The organism is Aquamicrobium aerolatum DSM 21857 (assembly GCF_900113935.1).
Taxonomy (GTDB): Bacteria; Pseudomonadota; Alphaproteobacteria; order Rhizobiales; family Rhizobiaceae; genus Aerobium; species Aerobium aerolatum.
In genome coordinates, this window is record NZ_FORF01000009.1 from 31,951 (window position 1) to 52,431 (window position 20,481).

Annotated in this window: 19 protein-coding genes; 8 read left to right on the forward strand and 11 right to left on the reverse strand. The window is 60.8% G+C overall.

From position 1 onward, the window contains the following. The first annotated feature begins 173 nt into the window (after positions 1–173). Together BMZ42_RS08895 and guaD are read left to right on the forward strand one after the other, a co-directional pair. Entirely contained in the window at positions 174–1,391 is a 1,218-nt protein-coding gene (locus BMZ42_RS08895) for a urate hydroxylase PuuD (RefSeq protein WP_091521203.1), read from the forward strand. Continuing rightward, positions 1,388–2,695 carry a guanine deaminase gene (gene guaD / locus BMZ42_RS08900; RefSeq protein ID WP_091521205.1) on the forward strand — a complete coding sequence of 436 codons (1,308 nt, stop codon included), beginning with the start codon at positions 1,388–1,390 and terminating at the stop codon, positions 2,693–2,695. Before BMZ42_RS08895 ends, guaD begins: the two co-directional genes overlap by 4 nt. Here the strand turns inward: guaD and BMZ42_RS08905 are convergent. The 4 genes from BMZ42_RS08905 to BMZ42_RS08920 form a co-directional block, all read right to left on the reverse strand. After that, the gene (locus tag BMZ42_RS08905) at positions 2,688–4,136 is read right to left on the reverse strand and encodes a UdgX family uracil-DNA binding protein (RefSeq protein WP_091521207.1); all 1,449 of its coding nucleotides are present in this window, start codon (positions 4,134–4,136) and stop codon (positions 2,688–2,690) included. The genes guaD and BMZ42_RS08905 overlap by 8 nt on opposite strands. 1 nt (position 4,137) lies before the next feature. After that, a complete protein-coding gene (locus BMZ42_RS08910) occupies positions 4,138–5,373 on the reverse strand; it encodes a putative DNA modification/repair radical SAM protein (RefSeq protein WP_091521209.1) in 1,236 nt (411 codons plus the stop codon). Positions 5,374–5,446: 73 nt separating this feature from the next. Continuing rightward, on the reverse strand, positions 5,447–6,838 hold the full coding sequence (locus BMZ42_RS08915) for a glutamine synthetase family protein (RefSeq protein ID WP_091521211.1): 1,392 nt from the start codon (positions 6,836–6,838) through the stop codon (positions 5,447–5,449). After that, a complete protein-coding gene (locus BMZ42_RS08920; RefSeq protein ID WP_091521213.1) occupies positions 6,835–8,199 on the reverse strand; it encodes an aspartate aminotransferase family protein in 1,365 nt (454 codons plus the stop codon). The genes BMZ42_RS08915 and BMZ42_RS08920 overlap by 4 nt, the downstream gene beginning before the upstream one ends. A gap of 107 nt (positions 8,200–8,306) precedes the next feature. On the opposite strand from BMZ42_RS08920, the gene BMZ42_RS08925 reads away from it, so the two are divergent. Next, positions 8,307–8,753: a hypothetical protein gene (locus BMZ42_RS08925; protein ID WP_091521215.1), complete on the forward strand. Its 447-nt coding sequence runs from the start codon at positions 8,307–8,309 to the stop codon at positions 8,751–8,753. Between the two features lies 1 nt (position 8,754). Here the strand turns inward: BMZ42_RS08925 and BMZ42_RS08930 are convergent, their stop codons facing one another. The 3 genes from BMZ42_RS08930 to BMZ42_RS08940 all read right to left on the reverse strand — a co-directional run bounded on the left by BMZ42_RS08930 (position 8,755) and on the right by BMZ42_RS08940 (position 11,647). Beyond that, a complete protein-coding gene (locus BMZ42_RS08930) occupies positions 8,755–9,729 on the reverse strand; it encodes a WD40 repeat domain-containing protein (RefSeq protein WP_091521218.1) in 975 nt (324 codons plus the stop codon). Continuing rightward, the gene (locus BMZ42_RS08935; RefSeq protein WP_091521221.1) at positions 9,729–10,802 is read right to left on the reverse strand and encodes a CobW family GTP-binding protein; all 1,074 of its coding nucleotides are present in this window, start codon (positions 10,800–10,802) and stop codon (positions 9,729–9,731) included. The genes BMZ42_RS08930 and BMZ42_RS08935 overlap by 1 nt, the downstream gene beginning before the upstream one ends. 83 nt (positions 10,803–10,885) lie before the next feature. Continuing rightward, entirely contained in the window at positions 10,886–11,647 is a 762-nt protein-coding gene (locus BMZ42_RS08940; protein WP_091521223.1) for a creatininase family protein, read from the reverse strand. A gap of 97 nt (positions 11,648–11,744) precedes the next feature. Here BMZ42_RS08940 and BMZ42_RS08945 point away from each other — a divergent pair, with 97 nt between their 5' ends. The 4 genes from BMZ42_RS08945 (at position 11,745) to BMZ42_RS08960 (ending at position 15,359) form a co-directional block, all read left to right on the forward strand. Beyond that, positions 11,745–12,242 carry a MarR family winged helix-turn-helix transcriptional regulator gene (locus tag BMZ42_RS08945; RefSeq protein WP_091521225.1) on the forward strand — a complete coding sequence of 166 codons (498 nt, stop codon included), beginning with the start codon at positions 11,745–11,747 and terminating at the stop codon, positions 12,240–12,242. Between the two features lie 124 nt (positions 12,243–12,366). After that, the gene (locus BMZ42_RS08950; protein WP_091521459.1) at positions 12,367–13,257 is read left to right on the forward strand and encodes a DMT family transporter; all 891 of its coding nucleotides are present in this window, start codon (positions 12,367–12,369) and stop codon (positions 13,255–13,257) included. A 72-nt stretch (positions 13,258–13,329) separates the two neighbouring features. Then, positions 13,330–14,349 carry a LacI family DNA-binding transcriptional regulator gene (locus BMZ42_RS08955; RefSeq protein ID WP_091521227.1) on the forward strand — a complete coding sequence of 340 codons (1,020 nt, stop codon included), beginning with the start codon at positions 13,330–13,332 and terminating at the stop codon, positions 14,347–14,349. 20 nt (positions 14,350–14,369) lie between these two features. Beyond that, positions 14,370–15,359 (forward strand): 2-hydroxyacid dehydrogenase, encoded by a 990-nt coding sequence (locus tag BMZ42_RS08960; RefSeq protein WP_091521230.1) that lies wholly within the window; start codon positions 14,370–14,372, stop codon positions 15,357–15,359. A 69-nt stretch (positions 15,360–15,428) separates the two neighbouring features. Here the strand turns inward: BMZ42_RS08960 and BMZ42_RS08965 are convergent, their stop codons facing one another. After that, a complete protein-coding gene (locus BMZ42_RS08965; RefSeq protein WP_091521462.1) occupies positions 15,429–16,205 on the reverse strand; it encodes a gamma-glutamyl-gamma-aminobutyrate hydrolase family protein in 777 nt (258 codons plus the stop codon). Positions 16,206–16,497: 292 nt separating this feature from the next. Between BMZ42_RS08965 and BMZ42_RS08970 the strand changes: the two genes are divergently transcribed. Beyond that, positions 16,498–17,595 (forward strand): TRAP transporter substrate-binding protein, encoded by a 1,098-nt coding sequence (locus BMZ42_RS08970; protein WP_091521232.1) that lies wholly within the window; start codon positions 16,498–16,500, stop codon positions 17,593–17,595. 53 nt (positions 17,596–17,648) lie between these two features. Here BMZ42_RS08970 and BMZ42_RS08975 read toward each other — a convergent pair whose 3' ends face one another. The 3 genes from BMZ42_RS08975 to BMZ42_RS08985 form a co-directional block, all read right to left on the reverse strand. Further along, positions 17,649–18,257, reverse strand: a complete 609-nt coding sequence (locus tag BMZ42_RS08975) for an exopolysaccharide biosynthesis protein (RefSeq protein WP_244523210.1) — start codon at positions 18,255–18,257, stop codon at positions 17,649–17,651. Positions 18,258–18,366: 109 nt separating this feature from the next. After that, complete coding sequence (locus BMZ42_RS08980; RefSeq protein ID WP_091521237.1) at positions 18,367–19,758, reverse strand: TRAP transporter large permease; 1,392 nt, start codon at positions 19,756–19,758, stop codon at positions 18,367–18,369. A 6-nt stretch (positions 19,759–19,764) separates the two neighbouring features. After that, a complete protein-coding gene (locus BMZ42_RS08985) occupies positions 19,765–20,316 on the reverse strand; it encodes a TRAP transporter small permease subunit (RefSeq protein ID WP_091521239.1) in 552 nt (183 codons plus the stop codon). Positions 20,317–20,481 lie beyond the last annotated feature (165 nt).

Consider the following 20,481-nt stretch of genomic DNA (forward strand, 5'->3'; position numbering starts at 1 on the left):
AGTTCCTTTATGCTGGCCTATTATTTTCCAGATTTTTTTGAAAGTCATCGTGCATCTGTCGTCTTTTCGTTTGAAGCGGAACGCATAGAGTCGGTTTGAGCTGTGCAATGACCTTGCCGTCTGGTGAGGACAGGTCAGACTATCGGACGGCACAGGATGTTGAGGGGACGGCAATGTACGATTTTGCGATATTCTGGGACTGGCTCGCCTTTGCCGCCCGCTGGCTGCATGTGATCACGGCGATCTCCTGGATCGGCTCATCCTTCTATTTCATCGCACTCGATCTCGGTCTGGTGCAGCGGGAAGGAATGCCGGTTGGCGCGCATGGCGAGGAATGGCAGGTCCATGGCGGCGGGTTCTACCATATCCAGAAATATCTGGTCGCGCCTGAGCGGCTGCCGGAGCATCTGACCTGGTTCAAGTGGGAATCCTATGCCACCTGGATGTCGGGCTTCGCGCTTCTGGCGATTGTCTATTATGCCGGAGCCGACCTGTTCCTGATCGACCGCAATGTGCTGGACGTGTCGGCGCCGGTCGCCATCGCGCTGTCGTTCGGCTCGCTGGTGCTGGGCTGGCTGATGTATGACCAGCTGTGCAAGACGCGGCTGGGCGAGAACGACACGCTGCTGATGCTGGTGCTGTTTCCGATCCTGGTGGTGGTGGCGTGGGGCTACACGCAGATTTTCAGCGGACGCGCGGCCTTCCTGCATATCGGCGCATTCACCGCGACGATCATGTCGGCCAACGTGTTCCTGGTCATCATCCCCAACCAGAAAGTCGTGGTCGCCGACCTGATTGCAGGACGCAAGCCGGACGCCAAATATGGCCGCATCGCCAAGACGCGCTCGCTGCACAACAACTACCTGACGCTGCCGGTCGTGTTCCTGATGCTCTCGAACCACTACCCGCTGGCGTTCGGCACGCAGTTCAACTGGGTGATCGCGGCGCTGATCTTCCTGATCGGCGTTCTGATCCGGCACTATTTCAACTCGATGCATGCGCGTAAGGGCAAGCCGCACTGGACGTGGGGGCTGGCGACGGTGCTGTTCCTTGTCATCATGTGGCTGTCGACCGTGCCGCAGGTGCTGACCGGCGAACAGCGCGTATCTGCAACCGGCGAGGCCTATATGGCCTCGCAGCATTTTCCGGCCGTGCGCGACACGGTGATGGGGCGCTGCGCGATGTGCCACTCGGCAGAGCCGAGCTGGGACGGCATCGCTTTTACGCCCAAGGGCGTGGCGCTGGAAACCGACGTTCAGATCGCCGAGCACGCACGTGAAATCTATCTGCAGGCCGGGCGCAGCCACGCGATGCCACCCGGCAACGTCTCACACATCACGCCGCAGGAGCGCGCGCTTCTGGTGGCGTGGTTCGAAGGGAGAGGCAAGTGACCAAACTGCTCCTGCGCGGACGCATCCTGTCGTTTCGCACCCGGCCCGAGAGCCTCGATGACCGCGCTTCGTATGTTTATGAAGAAGATGGCGGGGTTCTGATCGAGGATGGCAAGGTTGCGGCGCTGGGGGATTTCACCGCGCTGGCACGCGATGCCGGGGACGCCAAGGTCATCGACCACCGTCCGAACCTGATCCTGCCCGGTTTCATCGATGCGCATGTGCATGTGCCGCAGATGCAGGTGATTGCCAGCTATGGCGCGGAGCTGCTCGACTGGCTCAACACCTATACTTTCCCTGAAGAGACCAAATTTTCCGACGCGCAGCATGCTCGGCGCATCGCGCGCATGTTCTGCGACGACATGGTGCGCCATGGCACCACCACGGTTGCCGCCTATTGCTCGGTGCATCGCCAAAGCGCTGACGCCTTCTTCGAAGAAGCGCTGTCGCGCGACATGCTGGTGATCGCCGGCAAGGTGATGATGGATCGCAACGCCCCGGACGGGCTGCGCGACTCGCCGCAATCTGGCTATGACGACACCAAGGCGCTGATCGCCGACTGGCATGGCAAGGGGCGGTTGCATTATGCGATCACGCCGCGCTTTGCCATCACCTCGACGCCGGAACAGATGGAGATGGCGGGCGCGCTGATGCGTGAACACCCGGACCTCCACATGCAGACGCATCTGTCGGAAAACCACGCCGAAATCGCCTTCACCCAGGAGCTTTATCCGTGGTCGAAGGACTATACCGACATTTACGACCATTACGGTCTGCTCGGCCCCAAGGCTTTGTTCGGCCATTCGATCCATCTGTCGGAGCGCGAGGCCGATGTGCTGTCGGATAGCGGGTCGGTCGTCGTGTTCTGCCCGACCTCGAACCTGTTCCTTGGCTCCGGCCTGTTCGACTGGCAGCGCTATTCGAAGCGCGCCAAGCCGTTGCGGATTGCGGCGGCGAGCGATGTCGGCGGCGGGACCAACTACTCCATGCTGCGCACGATGGACGAAGGCTACAAGGTGATCGCGTTGCAGGGCGAGAAGATCAACCCATTTGCCTCGTTCTGGCAGATCACGCTTGGCAACGCCAAGGCGCTGTCGGTGGATGATCGGATCGGCACGCTTGATGTCGGTACGGATGCGGATATCACGGTGCTGGATGCGCGGGCGACGCCGACAATGGCGCTGCGCATGGAGACGGTAACGACGCTGGCGGAAGAACTGTTCCTGCTGCAGACGCTGGGCGATGATCGCGCCATTCGTGAGGTCTATGTGGCTGGCAAGCCAGCCAAGACTACCCTCAACTGAACTCCGCCATCAGGCTTTTGACCGCGCGCATGTCGTCCAGGAAGCGGGCGCGCTCGGGGCTGGCTTGCGCCTTGTCCTGGATGCGCAGGATGAAGGACGGATGGATCGTCAGAAAAACGCGCAGGCCGTCGCTGCGCTCCACCGTCTGGCCCCGCATTGCCGTGATCGAGACGGATTTTCCGAGCAGCGCGTGAGCAGCGGTTGCGCCCATGGCGACAACGAACTCCGGCTTGATCAGGTCAAGTTCGTGGTCGAGCCACCAGCGACAGGCTGAAATCTCGCCGACATTCGGGCGCTGGTGGATACGCTTCTTTCCGCGCGGTTCGAATTTGAAGTGTTTGACCGCGTTGGTGACGTAGAGCTTTTGGCGGTCGATCTCGGCTTGCGAGATCACGGCGTCGAAGACCTGACCGGCAGGACCGACAAAGGGCCGACCGGCAATGTCCTCCTGATCGCCGGGCTGCTCGCCGACAAACACGACGCGGGCATCGGAAGGGCCTTCGCCGCAGACGGTTTGCGTTGCGTCAGCCCAGAGCGGGCAACGGCGGCAGGACTTGGCCAGAAGAGACAGCTCTTCGAGCGTCGTGGCTGTCTCGGGCAAGGCGGCAACGTCCTTGCTCCACACGCGTTCCTGAATTCTTGCATGGTGCGGCGCGGGGAGCGTGGGCATCTTTGCCAGCATCTGCCGGGCCGCTTCATCCGCACCCTTGATCAGTTCGGGGATTAAGGAGGCTTCCGGCAGATTGCGCCAGTACTTTTTCGGCATCTCGGCCTGCATCGCCTTCACCTTGAGGCGTGCGGGGTTGAAGATGTTCGCAAAATAGGTGCGCCACAGATCGTTGGAGACATCTTCCGTGGGGGCGTCGGCTTTTGTCGCGCCCGGTCCGATACTCAGCTTTTCGCCGTCCCAATCAGCCGAGGCGTGAGGCGTCAGGATGGTCCAGCGCATGCCGGCAAAGCGACGGATGAAGAAGTCGGCATTGCGCTCGACGATATAGTGGTCGGGCTCGAACCAGGCGACGAAGCGCTCGTCCTCGCCTGTGCCGACCTTCACGAAGCGCACGAAGGCATGCATCTTGTGGCTGTCACGGCGCACCGATTTTTCCATCTCGCGCAGGCGTATGACGTCGGGGTCGGAGGCGATGCGCAACAGGTTCGGCTCGTCGCGCAACCGCCACAGGAGACGGTAAAGCAGCGTGAATCGCGCGGGATCCGAATGGCACACGACTGCCTTGGCCTTGTCGATGAAATCGCGCGGGACATTGAGCGTGGCATTTGCCGGAGCGTCCGGCAAGGGTGTGTCGGCCGCGAACAGGTCATCGCTTGCGCCTGTGCGCCAGATGATGTCGGCGGGCGCAACATCGTTGAGCGACAGGCGTCGCGCTGCATCGCGCCAGCCGTCGAAGTCCGTTTCCCCCGCCAGAGAAACCGAATAGCGCATGTCAGAAAAGGCTTAGTTGCTTGGGCTTTGGCTTGAGCCGGTCTGACAGGCTCTCGCTGTCGAGAAGGCCGCGCGGCGTCCAGCCTTCGGCGACGATGAAGGGACGGACCTTGGCGATCGACACGCAGATGCGGGCAACGTCTTCGATGCGCAGACGCTTGAAGCGGCGCATGTCGAGAATGCGGTTGACGACCTTCACGCCGATGCCGGGGATGCGCAGAAGCATCTCGCGCGGCGCACGGTTGATGTCGAGGGGGAAGACGGCGCGGTTGGCCAGCGCCCATGCAAGTTTCGGATCAATCTCCAGATCCAGCATCCCGTCGGGCCGCCCAGCGGTGATCTCATTGCGCTCGAAACCGTAGAAACGCATCAGCCAGTCTGCCTGATAAAGCCGGTGCTCGCGCATCAGCGGCGGGCGCACCAGAGGCAGGGCAGATGAAGAATCGGGGATCGGGCTGAATGCGGAATAATAGACGCGCTTCAGCTTGTAGCCCGCATAAAGACGGGTCGAGGTGTGCAGGATCTCCGCATCTGTTGTCGCGTCAGCGCCCACAATCATCTGCGTCGACTGACCACCCGGCGCAAAGCGTTGCCGCTTGCGGGTGCGCTGGGTTGGTTCTGATTTTTCCTCGATCTTGGAGCGCAGATTGGCCATCGAAACGCGGATGGTCTCCGGCTTCTTCTGGGGTGCCAGACGCTTGACGCCATCGTCGGTCGGCAACTCGACATTGATCGACAGGCGGTCGGCATAAAGCCCGGCCTGTTCGATCAGTTCGTCGCTCGCTTCCGGAATTGTCTTGAGGTGAATATAGCCCTGGAAGCCGTGGTCGATGCGCAGGCGCCGTGCGATCTCGACCATCTCCATCATCGTCTCATCGGGGGAGCGTATGACACCGGAGGAGAGGAAAAGTCCTTCGATGTAGTTGCGCTTGTAGAAATCGAGCGTGAGGTTGACGACCTCATCGACTGAAAAGCGCGCACGCCTGACATTGGAAGATGAGCGATTGATGCAGTAGACGCAGTCGTAGATGCAGAAGTTTGTCAGCAGGATCTTGAGGAGCGAGATGCATCGGCCATCCGGCGCGTAGGAATGGCAGATTCCGCTTCCTTCCGTCGAGCCGATCCCCTTGGTCTTCAGGGAATCGCGTTTGGTGGTGCCGGAAGATGCGCAGGACGCATCATATTTCGCGGCATCGGCCAGGATGGCGAGCTTTTGCTGGAGCGTAGGAACAGACATGTGTTCCTGATATGTTCTTCTCCTGCCGAAGTCCAATCACATTTTTGCGTGAGATTACAGGACGGGGGATTGGCTACACCTCGTGAAGATAGAGATGATAGTCGAGTTCGCTGACGGTGCGGGCGACGCGCAGATATTCGGCGCGTTTGATCGCGGTGAACGTGCGATGCATGTCCTCGCCAAGCGCTTCGCGCAGGAAACTGGATCGTTCGGCAGCCTTGATCGCCGAGAGCCAGTCTGTGGGCATTTCGACTTCACCGACGCGCGCACATTCATATCCGTTGCCGGTGGTTTCCGGGCCGGGATCGATCTTTTCGTCCACACCCCTGGCAATGCCAGCAAGGACCGTCGCCGCGACGAGGTAGGGATTGGCGTCAACGCCTGAGGGACGATGCTCGATGCGGCGGGCCGACTTGGAGCCGGCAGGCACACGCAGTGCGACCGAGCGATTGTTGACGCCCCAGGTCGGTGCAATCGGCGCGTAGGACTGGGACACGAAGCGGCGCCAGGAATTGGCGTGGGGGGCGAACACCAGCATGGATTCTGCCATCGTGTCGGCAAGGCCGCCAAGCGCGTGGAGAAGGAGGGGGTTCCATTCTCCGTCGCGCTCTTCGGTGAAGACGTTGGTGCCAGACGCATCTTGCATCGACACGTGTAGGTGCATGCCCGAGCCGGCATATAGCTCGATCGGCTTGGCCATGAAGCAGGCGGTGACGCCATGGCGGCGCGCCTGCATGCGCACCAGCCGCTTGAGCATCAGCAGATCATCGGCAGCACGCAGGATGTCCTGCCGGTAGTTGAGCGTCAGCTCGTACTGGCCGGGCGCGTATTCGGAAATCACGGTCTCGGCGGGGATGCCTTGTGCTTCGGCGGCCTTGTAGATGTCCGAAAACAGCGGCTCCATGCCGTGGAGATGATCGACCGAGTACACCTCGGTCTTGCCGCTGGCGCGCCCGTCGAGCACCGCGCGGGCTGGCTGAACGCGACCGTCTGCATTGCGCTCGCTGGCAAGCAGAAAGAACTCCAGTTCGAACGCACCGGCAGGACGCAAGCCACGGGCCGAGAACGCATCAACCTGTCGCTTCAGGGCGTGGCGCGGGTCGCTCGTCATCGGGGTGCCGTCGAGCAGGTACATCGACATCAGCACCTGGCCGCGCGGCGGGTTGGTGCCATGGAGTGGCACGAGGGTTCCCGGAAGCGGCCAGGCGCGCAGGTCGCCATCGCCGGAATCCCAGATCAGGCCGGTTTCGTGAACATCCTCGCCGACAATGTCGAGACCGAGAATGGAGATCGGCAGATGACGACCGCTTTCATAGAGCGCCAGCAGTTCATGACGGCGGATGATCTTGCCGCGACCGATGCCGTTGGCATCGGTGAGAACGATGTCGAAGGCTTCGATCTGCGGATGGGCATCCAGAAAAGCGCGGGCTTCGTCGACCGACGAGCCGGATGGAGATGTGGTCACTGCGCAAGCTCCGACACGATGTCTTCAAACGCCATGATCAGGCGGTCGACATGCTTCTTCTTGGTCGCCGGCGAGACCAGCATCATGTTGTGGAATGGGGCAATGAGGCAGCCACGGTTCACAAGGCCAAGATGGATCACGCTTTCAAGCTCCGGTGCGTGCGCCTGTGCCGCCTCGGTGCCGTTGGCAAGTGGCCCCGGTGCGCAGATGAACTCGACGCGTGCACCGACGCGCACGACATGCCAGGCAAGGCCGTTGTCCTCGATGACCTTGGCAAGTCCCTCCTGAAGCCGCTCGGCGCGTTCCTCCATCCACTTATAGGCGTCGTCGGTCATGACGTCTTCGAGCATGGCGCGCATCGCGGCAAACTGCAGTGGGTTGGCTGACAGCGTGGTGCCCATGCCGGAGTAGCCGGGCTCCTTGGTCGCTTCGTATTCCTGCCAACGTGCAGCGACGTCCGCCGACATGCCCCAGACGCTCGCCGGAACGCCGCCGGCAATCGGCTTGCCGAGGACGAAGAGATCAGGCTCCAGTCCATAGGCGCGGGTGTAGCCGCCTGGCCCAGTGGAGATCGTATGGGTCTCGTCGATCAACAGAAGTGTGCCGTGCTTGCGTGTTGCCGCGCGGAGCGCGTCGTGAAAGCCGGGCTGGGGCAGAACCATGCAGGAATTCGTCATCACCGGTTCAGTGATGACGCAGGCGATGTCCCCTTCCGCCAGCGCCTTCTCGACGGCTTCGATATCGTTGAACTCGACCGCGACAGCGCCTTGGGTAAGATCGCGAAACTCGCCGGCAAGGCCCTTTTTGTTGGTCTGGTCGCCATGCTGGAGCTGGACGAAAGTTTCGTCCACCGCGCCATGATAGCTGCCGTTGAAGACGAGGATCTTCGAGCGGTTGGTGATGGCGCGCGCGACCCGCAGGGCGAAACGATTGGCGTCCGACGCGGTGGTGGCTACCTGCCAGTAGGGTAGCCCAAAGCGTTCCGACAACAGAGTGCCGACGGCAAGCGCGTCGCTGTTGGGCAGCATGTAGGTCAGCCCGCGTCTGGCCTGCCGGCGAATGGCATCTGCAACGGGAGCAGGGGAGTGGCCGAACATCGAGCCGGTATCGCCGAGGCAGAAATCGGCGAGTCTGATGCCGTCGATATCGGTGAGCTTGGCGCCTTTCGCCTTCTTGACGATGAAAGGAAACGGCATCGGCCAGTCGCGCATCCAGTGCATCGGCACGCCGCCGAGATAGCCCTGCGCACCTTTGCCGATCGCCGCTTCAGACCTAGGCCGCGCTGCGACATAGACCATCGTCTCGTGTTCGCGCACCGCCGCAATCCGGGAGCGGCTGATGCCGCCAATGATTTCTGTCATTTCGCTCACGCCGCTTCCTCCAATTGCTCAGAACTCCTAGCGCCGCCGCAATGGAGCCGCAACATGCTTGCACAAACAAGGTTGATGGGTCGATGAGGGGAATTCTGATGCGCGTATTGATGGCGGCGATGGCCATGTCTGTGGTCTGCGGGCAGGCTCTGGCATCAGGCGGGATTGCCTGCGGGGCGGACGATGACAATGTGCTCATCCGCCTCGATGGCGGCGTGAGCCGTGGCATGGGGAGCGCCCTGTTCAGTTTCGATGGCGAGGTGCATATGCGCGGGGACGGCGTGGCAGCAGATCTTGCCGAGACAAAGTTCGGGCGCGGCGAGGTCGCGCAATACTGGCTGGACGAAGATGGGCTGAAGCTGCGGCTGTACCGGGAGCGCCTGGGCGACAGGCCGCATGGCTATGTCGAACTGACTGTCGATGCGCCTTCGGGCGAGAATGCCGAGGGAAATTATCGCGTCGAAGTGTACGACATGGAGCAGGAGAATGACGGCGAGGCGGCAACCGCCTCGCTGTCAGGTTCAATAAGATGCATCGTCGAGTAGATCAGCCTGCGACGTCGATGACGCCGCAATCGCCTGCCTCCGAGCCGAAGGCAATGCGCTGGCCTTCACCGTCCCAGACAAGCGAGGTGATGGCACCGTTGCCCGCACGACGTAAAAGGATCTCCTTCTGGTCGGCGACGCGCGCACCGAGCACCATGCCATCGGCATAGCCGATCGCCAGGATTTCATCGGTGGTGTGGAATGCAACGCAAGTCACCATGGCATCGCCGCGCGTGCCAAGTTCGACCGGCGCCTTGCCGATGGGGCCGTCCTTGGTGAGGAATGGCCAGCAGATGGCGGCAGGTGCGCCCGAGCTTGCAAGCCAGCGCCCCTTTGGCGCCCACGACATCGACTTCACCTTGGCGGGATAACCGGCCATGCGCATGTGCTTGCCGTCTGCAAGCTTCCAGCCATGCAGCGCGTTCTCCTGCATGGCGGTGACAAGGAAATTGCCATCGGGAGAGAAGGTGGCGGCGGTGTGCGCCCCGGCCCATTCAAGCTCGACCGGCTTGCCGGCTGCGGCGGGGAAATGCAGGGTCGCGCCATTGTAGCGGGCCACCGCGATGCGCATGCCCTTGGGCGCGAAGGCGAGGCCCTCAACCGTGCGTGGATGAGCAAATTCCTTCACGCTGCCATCGGGCAGGCGGACATGCGCGACGCGGCCGCTGGCGTAGGCAACGGCGTCGCGGGGGCCAGCGGCCAGAGCCGTGACCCATTTGCGACCGAGATGCGCGATCTCCCTGATCGCGCCGTCGGCAGACAGGACGCAGACGCGTCCGTCTTCGCCGCCGGTGATCAGGGTCTTGCCGTCGAGACTGGGCACAGCCGCCAGAAGCCCGTCATGGGCCTCTGTCGTCCTGTGGCCATTGTCGAGCCGGTGAACGAGGCCGTCAGCCATCGCAAACGCCGGAACGGAACCGAGCCAGGCCGCCGCAATGCAGTGGCCGTCGAGGTCAAGCGGAGCGACTGTCGGCATCAGGCTTGGCACGCCTCGAAGGTGCGCTTGAGACGTTCAACGTCCAGTTCGCGACCGATGAAGACGAGGCGGCTCTCACGCTTTTCGCCTTCCTTCCAGGCGCGCTGGTGGTCGCCTTCGAGGATCATGTGCACGCCCTGCACGACGTAGCGCTCCGGGTCGTCCTTGATCGCGATGATGCCCTTGAGGCGCAGGATGTTCGGACCGTCGATCTGCGTCGTCTTTTCGAGCCACGGGAAGAACTTCTTCGGGTCCATGTCGCCGCCGCGCAGCGAGATCGAGGTGACGCCGACATCGTGGATCGGCGAGACGCCATGGTGATGATGGTGGCCATGATCGTGGTCGTGGTCGTGGTGATGGTGGTGATCATGGCCGCAATCGGGGCCGCACTCGTGATCGTGATCATGATGGTGATCGTCGGCATCGAGGAAATGCGGGTCGTTGTCGAGCGCGCGCTGGAGGTCAAACGCGCCGCGGTCGAGCACTTCCTTCAGGTCCACGCCCGAACGCTGCGTCTTGTGAATGCGGGCTGACGGGTTGATCGCACGAACGGCGGCTTCGACGTCGCGCAGTTCCTGCTCGTTGACGAGATCGGTCTTGTTAAGAACGATCACGTCAGCAAATGCGATCTGGTCTTCGGCTTCCTTGGAATCCTTGAGGCGCAGCGGCAGGTGCTTGGCGTCGACCAGCGCGACAACGGCGTCGAGCTTGGTCTTCGAGCGAACATCTTCGTCCATGAAGAAGGTCTGGGCGACAGGGGCGGGATCGGCAAGGCCCGTCGTCTCGACCAGAATGGCATCGAACCGGCCCGGACGGCGCATCAGGCCCTCCACGGTGCGGATCAGATCGCCACGCACGGTGCAGCAGATGCAGCCATTGTTCATCTCGTAGATTTCTTCGTCGGATTCGACGATCAGGTCGTTGTCGATGCCGATTTCGCCAAACTCATTGACGATCACCGCGTAGCGCTTGCCGTGGTCTTCGGTGAGAATGCGGTTGAGGAGGGTGGTCTTGCCGGAACCGAGATAGCCGGTGAGCACGGTGACCGGGATTTGGGGCTGTGCCTGCGCCATGGAAGGACCTCTTGGGCAATGCTGGATTGTTTCGCAGTCCATATAGGACGGCGCGTCCGAGATTGCACGGACTTCCCGTTGGTTCAGCGCAATGTTGAAAGGTCGAACCGGGCGACATCCTGCAGAAGCTCGACAAACCCTTGGGCGGCGTGGTCGAGCAGGGCTTCGCCAATTTGCGCCGAAGCGCCGGCGGCATTGCCGGTCACGCCATCTTGGGACAGGTCGCTCATCTTCCAGCCGAAGGCGTGGGGGCCGTAAGCGCGCAGATGGGTGAAGTCGCGCTCGAAGCCTTCCTGCGCTGACGTGAAGTGGCGAGCCTTGCCCATGTCAACGAGGTCGGGGCGCAGCGCCAGCATGACGGAGGTTTCGATCAGGCCGCCGTGAATGCCAAGGGATTTTTCGCGCGGGGTGACGAGTTCTGCCGGGTAGCCGAAACGGGTCCAGCTGGTCGCCACGGCCAGCATTCCAAAGCGCACGCGCAGTTCGGTGGCAACGATCGTCATCAATGGCGAGTTGCCGCCATGGGCGTTGAGCATGACGAAGCGCCGGGCGCCCCGCTGGTGTGCCTCCACGCCAAATCCGATCCAGCGCTCGACAGCCTCGTCGTAACGCAGAGATTTCGTGCCCGCCACGTCCATGTGCTCGATGGAATAGCCGACCGGCTCGACCGGCAGGAAACTGACCGCGAGATCGTTTGGCAGGATCGCGCGTGTGCGCTCGACCACGCCTTCGGCGATGATGGTGTCGGTTTCGAACGGCAGATGAGGGCCATGCTGCTCGGTTGCGCCAAGCGGCAGGACGACAATATCGCGGAAGGGCTGGTGTGATGTTTCGCTGGCTGTCATGTTTCTGTTATGTCGATTTGCGATGTTTGGGGCGCGGTCGCCAACGCTAGCGCGTCTGATGGCCCGCAAGCAATCCATGTCGAGGCGGAGAATTCCCATGGCGAAGGCAGACAAGGCGACAACGATGAGCCGGCTTCATTCGGCGGCCCGGCTTTCCCGTACAGCACTTGCAGCGCGGCTTCTGGCGCATGGCTTTTATGCCGGGCAGGACCAGATCATGCTGGCGCTGGAGCGTGACGACGGGCAGACGCTTGGCCAACTGGCGAACAAGCTTGGCGTGCGCCCGCCGACCGTGACAAAAACCATCAACCGCCTGCAGGCACAGGGATATGTTGAAAAACGAGCCTGCGCCACCGACGCGCGCCAGGCGAATGTGTACCTCACCGAAGAAGGTCGGGCGATGATGCGCGCGATCGAGAAAGCGGTGAAGAAGACCGAAAAGCAGGCGCTCAAAGGGCTCGACAAGAAAGAGCAGAAGACGCTGGCCAAGCTGCTTGGACGTGTCGAAGCCAATCTCACCGGCGTTGAGATTTCCGAGGTGGACGAAGCCCCGGAAAGCGAGACGATTTCGGAAGAGCTCATCGAGGCCGAATAGGTCGCCTCTTGCGTCATGATCATGGTTGGCCGATGAAAGGTGCATCCGCCCACCTCATAAACGGCCAGCCATTGTGACCAACAGAACCGCATCAACCGACGTCGCGACACCAACGTCGGCCATCATGCTCGTGATCGCGGCATTTTTCCTGTTTTCGATGCTGGATGCGAGCGCCAAATATCTCGTGCTGAGCGGACTGGAACCGCCTTTTGTCGCCTGGGTGCGATTTGCGGTTCACCTTGTGCTGGTGCTGATTCTTTTTCGTGGCTGGTCGAACCCGCTGCTTTTCCGCTCGGATGCGAAGATGGCGCAGTTTCTGCGCGGACTTTTCCTGTTTGGATCGACGATCTTCAACTTCTTTGCGCTCCAAAGCCTGCAACTCGCGCAGACCGTTTCCATCGGCTTCTTTGGACCCATGCTCGTGACGGCGCTGGCAGGGCCATTTCTTGGTGAATGGGCCGGCTGGCGGCGCTGGATGGCTGTTCTGGTCGGCTTCGTCGGTGTTCTGGTCATCACGCGTCCCGGCCTTGGCGCTTTCGGGATCGGTCATTTGTTTTCCATCATGGCGATGACCAGTCAGAGCATCTACGTGATCATGACGCGCAAGATGGGGGCGACGGAGTCTTCGGAGAGCCTGATCTTCTATTCCGCGCTGGCTCCGGCCTTGTTCATGCTGCCGGCGGTGCCGATCTATGGCTCGATTCCGCAACAGCCGATCCAGTGGGCCCTGCTGCTCGGTCTCGGCTTCTTCGGCGGGTTCGGGCACTACCTTTTGATCCGCGCCTACAAAATTGCGACCACATCGGCGCTCGCGCCGTATCCCTATTCTCAAATGCTGTGGATGATCGCGCTGGGTTGGCTCATCTTCAACGACCTGCCTGATCTGTGGACCGTCGTTGGGGCCAGCATCATTGTCGCGAGCGGATTGTATATCCTGCATCGCGAGCATCGATTGCGGCTGGCAAACAGGACGACACCCCATGGCGAGACGGATCATCTGGCCAAAAAGCTTTGAATCGGGCTATGTCCATGGCATAAGCTCGATTTAAACACTTTAAATATTGCGCATCCGGAGGAGGGGGGTTCCCTGGCACAAAAGATCAAGCTCTCGACGATTGCGGAAGCGCTGGGCGTTTCGACTGCGACCGTTTCTCTGGCCTTGCGGGACAGTCCGCTGGTTGCCGATGCAACGCGCGAGCGGATCAAGGACCATGCACGTGCCATCGGCTATATCTACAATCGCCGGGCCGCGAGTTTGCGCACGTCGCGCTCCGGGATCGTCGGTGTCGTCGTGCACGACATCATGAACCCGTTCTTCGCCGAAATCCTGCGCTCGATCGAAACGGAACTGGATCGCAGCCGACAGACATTCCTGCTGTCGAACCACTATGATCAGCTTGAAAAGCAGCGCACTTTCATCGACACGCTGCTGCAGCTGGGCGCGGATGGCGTGATCATGTCGCCGGCAATCGGGACGCCATCCGAAGACATTGCCATGGTCGAGGGCAACGGCCTGCCCGCCGTCCTGATTGCACGTTCGGTCGAGGGAGCGGATGTGCCGGTATTCCGGGGCGATGACGCCTACGGGATCGGGCTGGCGACGAATCACCTGATCTCGCTTGGGCATACACGGATCGCCATGATCGGCGGCACCGACCAGACATCGACCGGACGCGACCGCTATCACGGCTATGTCAACGCCATGGAAGCCGCCGGGCTGGAGGTTCGCGAAGGCTGGCGCATTCCCGGCCCGCGCACGAAGCAGGCGGGCTTCGAAGCGACGCAGCGCTTTCTCGCCATTGAAGAAAAGCCGACGGCAGCCGTGTGCTGGAACGATCTGGTGGCGATCGGACTGATGAACGGAATTTTGCGCGCCGGCCTGACGCCCGGTGTTGATATTTCGGTGACCGGCTATGACGATCTCGAAGAGGCCGTCATCGCGACTCCCGCTTTGACAACGGTCTGGAATGGCCAGCGTGAAGTGGGACGCCGCGCGGCACGCACTCTTCTGGATCGACTGAACGGCGTTGAGGTTCATGGCGGACAGGAACTGATCAGGCCAGAATTGCATGTCCGCTCGTCCACCGGTGTTCCGCGCGAACGCTGAGCCAGAAGGATCATCATCTGATGACGGTACATGACTATCCGATCCTTATTGTCGGACGGCTTCACGCGCATGCGGCCGCGCGGCTGCGCGAAATTTTCCCGGTGGTTCAGATCGACGGCCCTGACGTCGCGCTCGTCAGCGAGGAAGATCGCCAGCGGATACGGGGCATCGTAGGTACAACCGACCTCAAAGCCTCGTCGCTTGACACTGCCTTTGCTGGCGCATTTCCAAAGCTGGAGATCATGTCCAGTTTCGGTGTCGGATATGACCATATCGACGCTGGCGACATGGCAAAGCTGGGTCTGGTCGTGACCAACACGCCGGACGTGCTGAGTGGTGAGGTGGCGGACACGGCAGTCGGGCTGCTGCTCAATACGGTTCGCGAGTTGCCGAAAGCAGAGCGCTGGTTGCGCGAAGGGAACTGGATCACCAAGGGACCGTACCCGCTGACGCGCGGCACGTTGCGCGGACGTTCGGTGGGGATTTTCGGCCTTGGCCGGATCGGTCTGGCGATTGCACACAGACTGGAAGCGTTCGGCCTGCCGATCAGCTACCACAATCGTCGTCCCGTCGCCGATATTGCCTATCGCTATCACGCAAGCCTGACGGAGTTGGCGGTGGCCGTCGATACGTTGATCTGCGTTGCCCCAGGCGATGCTTCGACCGACAAGGCGATCAACACAGAGGTCCTCAAGGCGCTCGGGTCCAATGGTGTATTCATCAATGTCGGGCGCGGTTCGAGTGTCGACGAGGATGCTTTGGCGCAAGCGCTTGCCGATGGCACGATCATGGCTGCCGGGCTCGATGTGTTTGCACATGAGCCGCACGTGCCGGAGACATTGCTGAATGCGGAAAATGCCACCTTGTTGCCGCATGTCGCATCTGCATCGCAGGCGACGCGACAGGCGATGGCTGATCTGGTCGTTGACAACCTGATCGAGTGGGTCGAGCGCGGGCGCGCGCTGACACCGGTTGCCGAAACGCGCGACTTTGCGGTCAGGAAGGCCTGACTCGCGTAAAACAAGGCGCTAATGCGCAGGGAGCGCATCTGAAAGATCGCGACGCGCTTTAGCGTTTTTTCATTCGGCAGCTTCGGAAATCATCCCGGCGCGTTGGGCGGCGTGCTGGCGCACTGCATCGCCAAATGCCTTGAAGATCCGCGCCGAAGCGTCGTCGCTTTTCGCCCAATATTCCGGATGCCATTGCACGCCGACGGCGAACGCCTTCGAGCCGGTGACCGACACGGCTTCAACCGTGCCGTCGGGGGCGGTTGCTTCGACCTGCAGTCTGTTGCCGAGCTGGCCAATCGCCTGTCGGTGCACGGAATTGACCATGATCTCCCGCGGACAAAAAATGTCGCCAAGGCAGGTGCCCTCCCGGATGATCACAGGCTGACGGATGCTGAAGCGCACGTCCTGATCTTCGCTCGGCGGAGCGCGATGATCCCACGTTCCTTCCTGCTCCTGGATTTCTGTGGCAAGGGTTCCGCCCAGCGCCACGTTGAGTTCCTGAATGCCACGGCAGATCGCAAGCAGGGGGATGCCCTGATCGATGGCCGCACGGATCAAAGGCAGCGTGGTGGAGTCGCGGTCGGGATCGTAGGGCCCGTTGGCCTCGGTGGCTTCTGCGCCATAAAGGGTTGGATTTACATTTGATCGAGAACCGGTGATCAAAACACCGTCAACAGCCGCAAACAGCGATCCGAGATCAACGCGCGCGCCGAAAGATGGCACCATGATCGGCAGTGCGTTTGCCACGGAAAGCGTCGCTTCGAGATATTGCTGAGGGGCAGCGTGCCAGACATAGTTGTCGAACTGACGAACGTCGGTGGAAACGGCAACGAGCGGCTGGCGCATGTCAAACTCCGCATCGTCACGATGCGGCTCCTTTGAGCAATAGATGCTCTCACATCTAATGATGTTCGAGGCACTTTCCAAGCCGGCCAGAGGAAGCGACACGATCGTCCAGGCGGTCGCCAGGAATATGGCCGTATCAGTGCTGGGAGTGCATCCGGTCACTAGACTCGGCTTTCATCGCGTGTATTGATGCAAGCATACTTCGGGAGGGAGGATGGCGGACAAGTGTCCGGCGCTCCCGAACTGTATGCTGTGAAGTAAGTCATGCATTTCCACACTGGGAGGTTACTATATGGATCGTCGTTCGTTTTTCAGGCAGGCAGGCGCTGCAGGCGCAGGTGCGATCGCTGCCACCACGCTGGCAGCGCCAGCCATCGCGCAGGGCAACCAGACATGGCGGATGGTGACGACCTGGCCGAAGAATTTTCCGGGCATGGGTGTTGGCGCGCAACGTCTAGCTGATCGCATCACCGCGGCGTCTGGCGGACGCTTGACGATTCAGGTCTATTCGGCGGGTGAACTGGTTCCTGGACTGCAGGCGCTGGACGCCGTCATTGACGGCAATGCGGAAATGAGCCACGGCGCCGCCTATTACTGGCAGAACAAGAGCACCGGCCTGTCGTTCTTCACCGGCGTTCCTTATGGCATGACGTCGCGAGAGCTGACCGGTTGGGTGCGCTATCTTGGCGGTCAAGAAATCTGGGACGAAATCTATGACCAGTTCGGGGTGCAGGGCTTCCTGTCGGGAGACACCGGCACGCAGGCTGGCGGCTGGTTCCGCAATGAGCTGACCGGGGTTGCCGACATTCAGGGTCTGCGCTTCCGTACGCCGGGACTGGGCGGGCAGGTCTGGCAGAAACTTGGCGCATCGGTCACCAACCTTGCAGCCGGTGAGATCTTCCAGGCACTTCAGTCCGGCACGCTCGACGCTGCCGAGTTTGTTGGCCCCTACAACGATCTTGCGCTGGGCTTCTACCAGATTGCCAAGAACTACTATTTCCCAAGCTTCATCGAGCCGGGCCTGGCGACAGAACTGGTCGTCGACAAGGCAAAATATCAGGCACTGCCCGCTGATCTGCAGGCAATTATCAAAGACGTCTGTCAGGCGGAGTACGATTCCGTCGCTGCCGATTTTGCCGCCAACGATCCTCGCGCCCTGCAGACGCTTGTCAATGATCATGGTGTCAAGGTTCTGCAGTTCCCCGACGAAATCCTCGAGGCCGGAGCGGTGGCAGCGAAAGAGATCTTCCAGGGCTTGCTCGATTCGAGTGATCCACTGACCAAGAAGACGGCTGAAAGTTTCGTCTCTGCCTTCAATATTGTGCGGCAGAAGACCGATGGCACTGACTCGCTTTTCGTTCAGGCCCGCGAGAAGTATTTTCACCTCTGATTGGCAAGTCGACATTGATGCGAGAGCCCGGGAGCGATCCCGGGCTTTTCGTTTCAACCGCCAGAAAACATCGAGGCGATACCGTTGCCGGCGACGAATGCCAGATAGGCAAGGGTCACGAAATAGATGCAGGTGGCAAGAAGCATCAGATAGCCGCCGATGACGAGCGCGCCGTCGCGTTGGGACGCGCCGAGTGCAATGAGCAGGATCGCAATCGCCGGCAGCGTGTTGGAGAACGGCACCAGACCGAGAGGCAGCATCAAGAGCAACGCGCCGGCAATGATGGCAAGCCCGTTGATACGTCCTGCAAGCACGCCATTGGTGAGCAGGCTGATGCGCTGGCGCGAGAAGGTCTCAAGTCTGGCAAGGATGGTGTCGCCGCGCTCGAGGACGCGCCGTAGTTTCTGCGCGTCGATTCGACGGTCGAGGATCTGTTTCGGCAGCCACGGGGTTCGGTTCAGCGTCACGCCAATCGCCAGCATCAGGATCGCCAATGCGAAGACAGTGCTGACGCCGGGAATCGAGACCGGGATGAGAAAGGGTACGCACAGAAGTGCGCTCAGCAGCAGCGGACCATGATCGCCGATCGCTGCCAGAAAGTCGCGCAGGCTGGTGGTCGTTCCGGTCATTGAAAGGATCACCCGCGACAGGGCCTGCCGCATCGTTTCTCCGCTATCCGAATAGGAAATGGACGTCATAATTCACCGTGCGCGATGTAAAAAAGCCGGCGGCATGCAGCCGCCGGCTCTGGTCATGAGTTTAGCCGGTGGCTCAACTATAGATCCATTTTGGCAACCATGTGGCCAATCCGGGGAAGGTGAAGATCAGCCCCACAGCGATCAGCTGGATCGTCACGAACGGGATGATGCCGCGATAAATCATTCCCGTTGAAACATTGTTCGGTGCGACCCCGCGCAGGTAGAACAGCGAGAAGCCGAAGGGTGGCGTCATGAACGAGGTTTGCAGGTTCACACCGATCATCACGCCCAGCCAGACCGGGTCGACGCCCAGATTGAGCAGGACGGGTGCGGTGATCGGCAAGACGATGAAGATGATCTCGAACGTGTCCAGAATGAACCCGAGAAAGAACATGATGACCATCACGACCAGGATTGCGCCGGCAACGCCGCCGGGAAGGCTGGTCAGGAACTCATGAACCAGATTGTCGCCGCCCATCAGGCGGAAAACGATCGAAAATACCGACGCGCCGAACAGGATGATGAACACCATCGATGTGATGGCTGCCGTCGAGACAGTCGCTTCCCGCAGGACATGAAAGTTGAATTTGCCGCGGATCGCCGCCAGAATCATCGCGCCGACAGCACCGACGGAAGAAGCTTCGGTCGGGGTTGCGATACCGCCAAGAATCGAGCCGAGCACCGCGACGATCAGCACCAGAGGCGGAATCAGAGCAGTCACGATCTCTCTGGCGAGGCCTTCTTTTTCGTCTTCCGGAACCGGGGTGGCCGGGCATGATTGCGGATCGAAATAGGCTTTGAAGATGACCCACAGAAGATACATGCAGACCAGCGTGATCGACGGGATCAGTGCCCCGGCAAACAGGTCGCCGACCGAGACTGGCGTTGGCGCAAAATTGCCCTTCGCCATCTGCACCTGGGCATTGATGCCGGTGAGGATGTCGCCCATGAAGATCAGAACGGTGGACGGTGGCACGATCTGCCCAAGCGTGCCGGAGGCGCAGATGATGCCGCAGGCAAGACGCGGATCGTAACCGGAGCGCAACATCGCTGGCAGCGAAATGAGCCCCATGGTGACGACCGTCGCCCCGACAACCCCTGTCGAGGCCGCGAGCATGGCGCCGACCAGGATGACGGATATTCCGAGGCCGCCATTGATGTTGCCGAAGAGCTTGCCCATCGTCAGCAGCAGCTGCTCGGCGATGCGCGATCTTTCGAGCAGAACGCCCATGAAGATGAAGAGCGGCACCGCGACCAAGACTTCGTTGGTCATAAAGCCGATATAGCGGTTTGCCAGCGAGCCGAAATTCGACGGGTCGAATGCGCCGAAAAACATGCCAACGGCACCGAACAGGAGCGAAACGCCCGCCAGGGAGAAGGCGACGGGGAAGCCCAGCATGAGAAAGCCGATGACACCGAAGAACATCAGGCCAGCGAGAATTTCGCCGATAATGACAGAGTCCATATGCGACTACTCCTGATGAACCGGGTAACGCAGCTTTTCAGGAAGAAGGTCTTCCCGGCCGCGCAGTACAAGGATGGACCGGAGCGCCATCGCAATGCCCTGAAGGAAAATGACGGCTACAAACACCAGAAGGAACGACTTCAGAATGTAGAGCCCTGGCATTCCGCCGACATTTGACGACGCTTCGCCGATCCGCCAGGAGCGCGCGACGTAGTTCCAGGTGTAGGTGTAGACGACCCAGCAGAACGGAATCAGGAAGATGATGACCCCGATCAGGTCGATGATCGCCTTGGTCCGGATCTTGGCGGGACGATAGAAGATGTCGACCCGCACATGGTCGTCGCGCAAAAGCGCAAAGCCCGCGACGGCAGTAAACATCGCACCGTTCAGCCAGACATAGAGGTCTTGCATCCACAGGACTGTGAAGCCGAGCGCATAACGCTGCACAACAACGGTGAAGCATATCAGGACCATGAGCAGCGACAGCCAGGCAAAGACGTTGCCCAGCAACCGGTTCACAGCGCTGATTGCGCGAATAGTGGAAGCCATGATGTTCATGATTGCATGTCCTGGATCTTGCGTCTGGACAAGCAATCAACAGGATTGCGTTGCGATATCGCTCGCGTGTTCATGTTGATCCTCCGTCGTGGCTACGTATCAGCCACTCCCCTCCGCCTCGATGCTTTTGAACTTCTAATGGTTTTCGAGGTAGTCATTTCGGCG